General features: G+C 70.1%; 4 protein-coding genes and 1 rRNA gene. 1 reads left to right on the forward strand and 4 read right to left on the reverse strand.

Annotation, left to right across the window (positions count from 1 at the left end):
* Positions 1–271 precede the first annotated feature (271 nt).
* Together DB033_RS20405 and DB033_RS20410 are read right to left on the reverse strand one after the other, a co-directional pair.
* A complete protein-coding gene (locus tag DB033_RS20405) occupies positions 272–1,867 on the reverse strand; it encodes a phytoene desaturase family protein (RefSeq protein WP_111768823.1) in 1,596 nt (531 codons plus the stop codon).
* A 441-nt stretch (positions 1,868–2,308) separates the two neighbouring features.
* The gene (locus DB033_RS20410; protein WP_157970836.1) at positions 2,309–3,436 is read right to left on the reverse strand and encodes an AI-2E family transporter; all 1,128 of its coding nucleotides are present in this window, start codon (positions 3,434–3,436) and stop codon (positions 2,309–2,311) included.
* 917 nt (positions 3,437–4,353) lie between these two features.
* Between DB033_RS20410 and DB033_RS20420 the strand changes: the two genes are divergently transcribed.
* On the forward strand, positions 4,354–4,641 hold the full coding sequence (locus tag DB033_RS20420; RefSeq protein ID WP_157970837.1) for a hypothetical protein: 288 nt from the start codon (positions 4,354–4,356) through the stop codon (positions 4,639–4,641).
* Between the two features lie 144 nt (positions 4,642–4,785).
* Here the strand turns inward: DB033_RS20420 and DB033_RS20425 are convergent, their stop codons facing one another.
* Positions 4,786–5,538, reverse strand: coding sequence for an LLM class flavin-dependent oxidoreductase (locus DB033_RS20425; RefSeq protein WP_111768824.1), 753 nt, complete (start codon positions 5,536–5,538; stop codon positions 4,786–4,788).
* A gap of 684 nt (positions 5,539–6,222) precedes the next feature.
* Positions 6,223–6,331 (reverse strand): 5S ribosomal RNA (gene rrf, locus DB033_RS20430); the annotation flags it as partial.

Here is a 6,331-nt window from a genome sequence, read left to right on the forward strand (position 1 = left end):
TTCGGTACACTGTTGAGTTCTCAAACAACAAACCCACACACAAACACTCAGTCCCAGCGACTTCGTCCTTGCGGAGGCAACTCGAACTACATTACAGACCCCCCACCCACCCGTCAAACCAACACCCCAACTTTTTTCGGCGATCGCCCCGGCCGGGGCTCCACGAGGCCACCAGGGGCCCTGTCGGTGCAGCTCAGAGGTGGTGCCGCCGCCCGCGGATCCGTGGGACGACCGGGTGGCCGACGTGGCCCCGCGTCGGGCGCGCGGGCGGTCAGCGGCGTGCGGACATGTCCGAGATCACGTCGAGCAGTGCGTCGACGGCGGCCAGGCCGCCGAGCCCGGATACGCCACCGCCGCGCCGGGTCCCGGCGCCGGCCAGCAGGATGCGCCTGCTGCCGGGGACCGCGACGCCGTGACGCTCGGCCGGGCCGGCGAGTTCCACGTCGTCGTCCTGCCACGGCCAGGTCAGATCACCGTGGAAGATGTGTCCTCCCGGCATTCCGAGTGACTGCTCGAGGTCGGCCGGTGTGGCGACGTCGACGCACGGTCGACCCTGGTCGTCCAACGCGAGGCAGTCCTCCAGCGGTTCGGCCAGATGCCGCTGCAGCGATGCGACGGCGGCGCTGACCGCCGCTTCGCGCCGACCGTCATCGCCGCGGAACATCCCGACCGGGGTGTGCAACCCGAACAGCGTCAAGGTGGCGCCGTCGGTGCCGCCGAGGATGGACGGATCGGTCAACGAATGGCAGTACACCTCGCCCGGCAGCATCTCAGGCAGCGTTCCCGCCACACTCGCCGTATAGGCGTCCTCCAGCTGTCCGAAGCCCTCTTCCAGGTGCGTCGTCCCTGCGAACGCCACCCGCGGGTCCATCCCCGACGCCAACCGGGGCAGTCTGGACAGCAGCAGGTTGATCTTCAGCTGGGCGCCCACCGGACCGGGGACGGATCGACCCCGCCATCCGTCGACGACCGCGGGGGCGACCGCTGCCAGCACATGGCGACCATGGTGATCACCGGGTACCGCCCCCTCGGCGGTCACGGTCACACCGTCGGCTGTCTCATCGACACCCACGACGGGCGCGTCGAGTACCAACCGGACCCCGAGTCGCTGCGCCCGGTCGAGCAGCGCATCGGTGACCGCACCCATTCCACCCACGGGGACCGACCACTCACCGGTGCCGCGGCCGATCACGTGGTACAGGAAGCACCGGTTGGCGAGGAGCGACTCGTCGAACAAGGAGGTGTGCGTACCGATCAGCCCATCGGTGGCCACGACTCCGCGCACGGTGTCGTCGCGGAACCGACGGGTGATCGCCTCACCCAACGGTCGCTCGACCAGGTCGTCCCACAAGGCGGCGCCGGCGGCCGACACCACGTGATCGCGCACCTGGCGGCGGCGGCGAAGTGGTCCCGTCAGCACCGGCGCCACGATTTCCGCCATCCGGGCCACCGCGTCGTAGAACTCCCGCCAGGCGGCATGGTCCTCACCGGTGCCGGTGACCCGACGGAACGACTCCTCCGTCGCCGCGCCCGGTGCCGCCTCCACCAGCAGTCCGTCAGCGCGACCCCCGCGGATCACGGGGGTGAAGGACGACACGGCCCGCGACGCGAGCGGCAGGGAGATACCGAGCCGGGCGACCAACTCGTCGGGGAACAACGAGACCAGGTAGGAGTACCGGCTGACGCGGGCGGAGTGACCCGGGAAGACAGCGGCGCCGGTAGTGGCGCCGCCGGCCGCGCGGTTGCGTTCCAGCACGGTCACCGACAGACCCGCCTGAGCGGCGAGGATCGCGGCGACCAACCCGTTGTGCCCCGCCCCCACGACGACGACATCCGACGTCGTCGTCGATCCCGCGTGGTCGCTCATCCGCACTCCGACGGCCATGGGTGCCGGGCGCGCACCATCCTGTCCGAGACTGTACGAGGCCGCGCCGGCGCTCGTCCGTCCGGATGCGGACATCTCCGCGCCTGCACGACCTGCGACGCTGCACCAACGGTCTCGTGAACCTGCACCGCTGGGCCGTCACGCGTTCGTGTCGGGGCCGGAGTCGATCGACGACGCTCACGCAGCGGTGGGTGCCGGCGGTGGCGTCCGCGGGCGACGCACGCCGTCCCGGGCATCCGCAACTCCGAGGCGTGAGGCTCGCCGGCCTGTTCACCTCGCGGCCGGCACCGCCGTCACATCAGGTCGTCGAGCCTCGGTCCTGCGAGGTCGACCGCCACCACCGGAGGGAAGGCGCCACCGGCGCGCTGTCGCTCCCGTGGTACCGCTTCGCCGTCCCGACGTCTCCCGCCGTCCACGGGTCCTTCACGCCTGGCCGGCGGCCGGCGCCGATGGGGTGGACTGTTCCTCCTCCTCGAGCGTGGCTTCGACGTGGTCCTGGCTCTCGCCGGGTGTGGCCCGGCCCGCGAGGTACTTGACCGCAGCGTTGACCGTGGCGGCCAACGGCACCGCGAGGAGTGCCCCGATGATGCCGCCGACGACGACGCCGGCGGCGATGGACAGCGCCACGGCGAGGGGATGCAGGCTGACCGCGCGACCCAGCAGCACCGGCTGCAGGACATGACCCTCCAGCTGCTGCACCGCGATGACCACCGCGAGCAGGATCAGCGCCTTGACGAATCCGACCGTGACCAGCGCGACCAGGATCGCCACACCGCCACTGAGCAGTGCGCCGATGATGGGGATGAACGAGGCGAGGAAGACCAACGCGGTCAGCGGGATCGCGAGCGGAACCCCCAGTACGAGGAGCCCGATGCCGATACCGATGGCGTCGACGAATGCCACCAGGACGGTCGCCCGGACGTACCCGCCCAGCGTGGACCACGCGTGGGACGCAGCTCCGTCGATGCGGTGGCGCGCGCGGGCGGGCGCGAGGCGCAACAACCAGGCCCAGATCCGCTCCCCGTCACGGAGGAAGAAGAACAGCGTGAACAACACGAGGACCAGTCCGGTGACGATGTGACCGACCGACGTCGCGGTGTTGAGAGCGCCCGACGTCAACGCGTCCTGGTTGTCGACCACGGCCTGCCGGACCGAGGTCAGACCACTGTCGATCTGGTCCTGGGACAGTTTGAGGGGGCCGTTGACGAGCCAGTCCTGCACTTTGTCGATGCCGTCGGTGGCCTTGGACGCGAGGTCGGGAGCGCCGGACACGAACTGTCGCACCACCACGAAGACCAGCCCGATCACCAGGAGGAGGCCGGCCAGGAAGACGACAGTGGACGCGAGATGCGGCCTCCACCCTTTGAGGATCAGCCACCGGCGGACCGGGTTGAGCAGTGAATTCAGCAACAGCGCTATCGCGATCGGAATGGTGATCTCGGACAGGAACGCGATGCCGCACAGCAGGGCGCCGGCGGCGATGACCACGACGATGAACCGCCATGACCAGGACGCCGCGATCCGCATCCCGGGCGTCACCGTGCTCGTCACGTCCTGAGGCGGTCTCCGAGCAGGCGCCGTCGGTGACGTGACCGGGTGCGGCTGCGAGGCCTGCCGGGACGGTCGGGCTTCTGATGGCATGGGAGATCTCCTGAGTGAGCGGCGAGCACCATCGCAGAGGACGGTCGCCGAGGGTCGTGCGCGGGCGGAAGGGTGCGGTGCGCGATCGGAACGGATGGCGGGCTCACATCGACGCGTGGCCGACGTTGTTCGCGGCATCCGCGTCCCTGGTACCCGATACCCACCGCGTCGCTCGCCGAGGCGGGTTTCGTCACGGTGACGGTGACGGTGACGGTGAAGGTGACGGTGTCGGGTGTCGGCGGATCGGGCGGGTGGTGGTCGGCTGCGGGCGTCCACGTCCGCTCGGGCCGCGCCGGCCGCTCATGCCGCCCACGGTGACGCCGTCCCACGATGGCAGCAGCGCGAAGCGGACCGTCGCAGTCGTCGGGGTCGCGTCGACGTCGACGCTGGCTGGAACGATGACGCCGTGGGCCAGGTCGACGCGAATCACCCGGACTTCAGCGGTCTCACGGACGAGACCGGCGAGACCGGCGAGGTGATCATCGGGGCGTCACCGACAATCCGACGCCGTGATCGCCGTCCGCGGCCGCATCGGGCGACAGATGATCGTCGGCCGGTCCATGCCGCTGTCCACCCTGCACTCCACCCCGCCGGCCCCGCCCGTCCGAGGCCTGACACCCATCGCAGCGCTCCACGTCGCGACCCGCTGGGGCCCGGCCCCGCGTTCACCCGCGTCGTGGACGCCGACGTCGCCTTCGACATCGGCCTGCACGGCGGGGTGCGGCGACATGCACGGCGCCACACGCAGCGACGAGCAGAGCCGACCGCGTAGAGGTCCCCGACGCCGGGATCGGACCAGGCTCTCGGGAACAGCTAGCGTGAACCAGGTGGCCGACGACGTACTCGAATTCTGGCCGGACGACAAGCAGGGCCCACTGTGGTCGGGAGGACGACCGGCCGATCTGTACGCGCTGGGACTTCCTGCGCGCCTCGTGCACCGTCTGGAGTCATGGAACGCGGAGTACCGCGAAGACCGGCTACCCATCGACGGACGCGGAGACCCGGACTACGTCGCGACCGGCACGGCTCTCCTCCGAGACGTCACCGAGGCCCTCGGTGACAGGTACCGGATCATCGTGAACGAGCCCTGGTGGAACGCGACCCCTGCTCCGTGAGTGGTGGCGACGCGACGAGTGTCCGCAGACGACCGGTCCGCGCGCCTATAGATGGCGGCGCAGCTGCTTTCTTCTCGAGTGTCGGGTGCAGTCACGTCTCGAGTGTCGGGTGCAGTGACGTGATGGGCGTGCAGCACTCGTTTCTCACCGTACGGTCAGTGCCTCTACGACAGGTGCACACACCCCGGCGCCGGCGGCTCCGACGACGATGTAGGAGAAGCCGCCTTCCTCACGCCGACGCCACAGCTCCTCGGCGGCGGCCGACGGATCGGCCGGTAGCACGAGCAGCGAATCCGCCGCCCGTAGCGCGGCGGGGTCGGTGTCCGGAGGTGCCATGAACGCGGACACCGCGTCGCCCACCACCGGTATGTGCAGGGCGAGTTCGACCGTGCCGGAGGCCTGGAACGGCACCACTTTGCGCATCAGGTCGGCCCGGGTGTCACCGGGGACAGCCGCCAGCGTGACGGTATCGGCGAGTTCGGCGGCCAGTGCGCACGCCTTCGGACCGCTCACGGCCATCACCACGGGGGTGTGCAGCTGCGGGCCGTCCAGTTCGCGGAGTGACGTGACGGCGTCCCGGACTCGGGACAGTCGCTGGGCGGGCGCAACGACCGGGAGCCCCAGAGCGCGGAGTTGGTCTTCCAGGCCGGGCCGGCCGGTTCCGATGCCCATCTCGAAGCGACCCTCGGTCAGGACCGACAGTGAGTGTGCCTCCCACGCCAGGCTCCTGGGTGTGCGGAGCGGTGATGCGTACACCCAGGTGCCGACCCGGATGTCGGCGAGGGCAGCGGCTATCGCGAGCGTGGGTGCCGGCGCCGGTTGCCACTGCTGGACGTCGGGCATCAGCACCGTCAAGTAGCCGGTGGCCGCGATGCGGCGCACCTGGTCCTTCCACATCCGGACGTCGCCCAGGATCGAGACGACCACTCCGAACCGGAACGGCTTGGTCGTGACGGCCACGTCCCGGTCACCTCCGATGTCCCCGGGGTCACGTACCGGACGGCACTCACGACAAACCCGCTCTCGGGGATTACCTCGGTCGAGCCCAGGAAATCGGACAGTCCGCCGGTGCGATCGGTGGACAAGGACGTGCTCGACCGGGCGAACCAGATTCGATGAGCACCGTCGTCAGCCACGCACCCGCATTCCGAAATCAGGCGAGGACGCCGGCGCCCTGACGCGAACATGGCGGGACCAACACCCCGGGTCCCGACCGGCGGGGCCCGGGGGAACGCTGGTGGTTGCCGGTGGGGGTCGGGGTTTGTGGGTGGTTCGCCGGGGTTGGGCGCGGTCGCCCCTGCTGGTTGCTGACCACCCGCTGCCGGTATCGGGCGGCGCGCGGATGACTTCTCGGTCGGGGATGCGGTGCGCCGGCGCCGGCGCCGGCGCGTGCACCGATCATGACTGCGGTGGCCGCGGGTGTCGGGGCAGGTGATTGTGGTGTCGGGGGGGGTGACCCGTGGTGTCCCGAGAAGCACGGTGGCGTCCCGTGAAGCACGATGCGGCCTCGAGCAGAACAACGTGCCGGTGGAATGCAGAAAAGGGGCCCCCGTGGTGGGGGCCCCTTTGTCTGGGATGTGTGTTCGGCAGTGTCCTACTCTCCCACACCCTGGCGGGTGCAGTACCATCGGCGCTGTAGGGCTTAGCTTCCGGGTTCGGGATGGGACCGGGCGTTTCCCCTACGCTATGG

This window comes from Nakamurella deserti, assembly GCF_003260015.1.
Lineage (GTDB): Bacteria > Actinomycetota > Actinomycetes > Mycobacteriales > Nakamurellaceae > Nakamurella > Nakamurella deserti.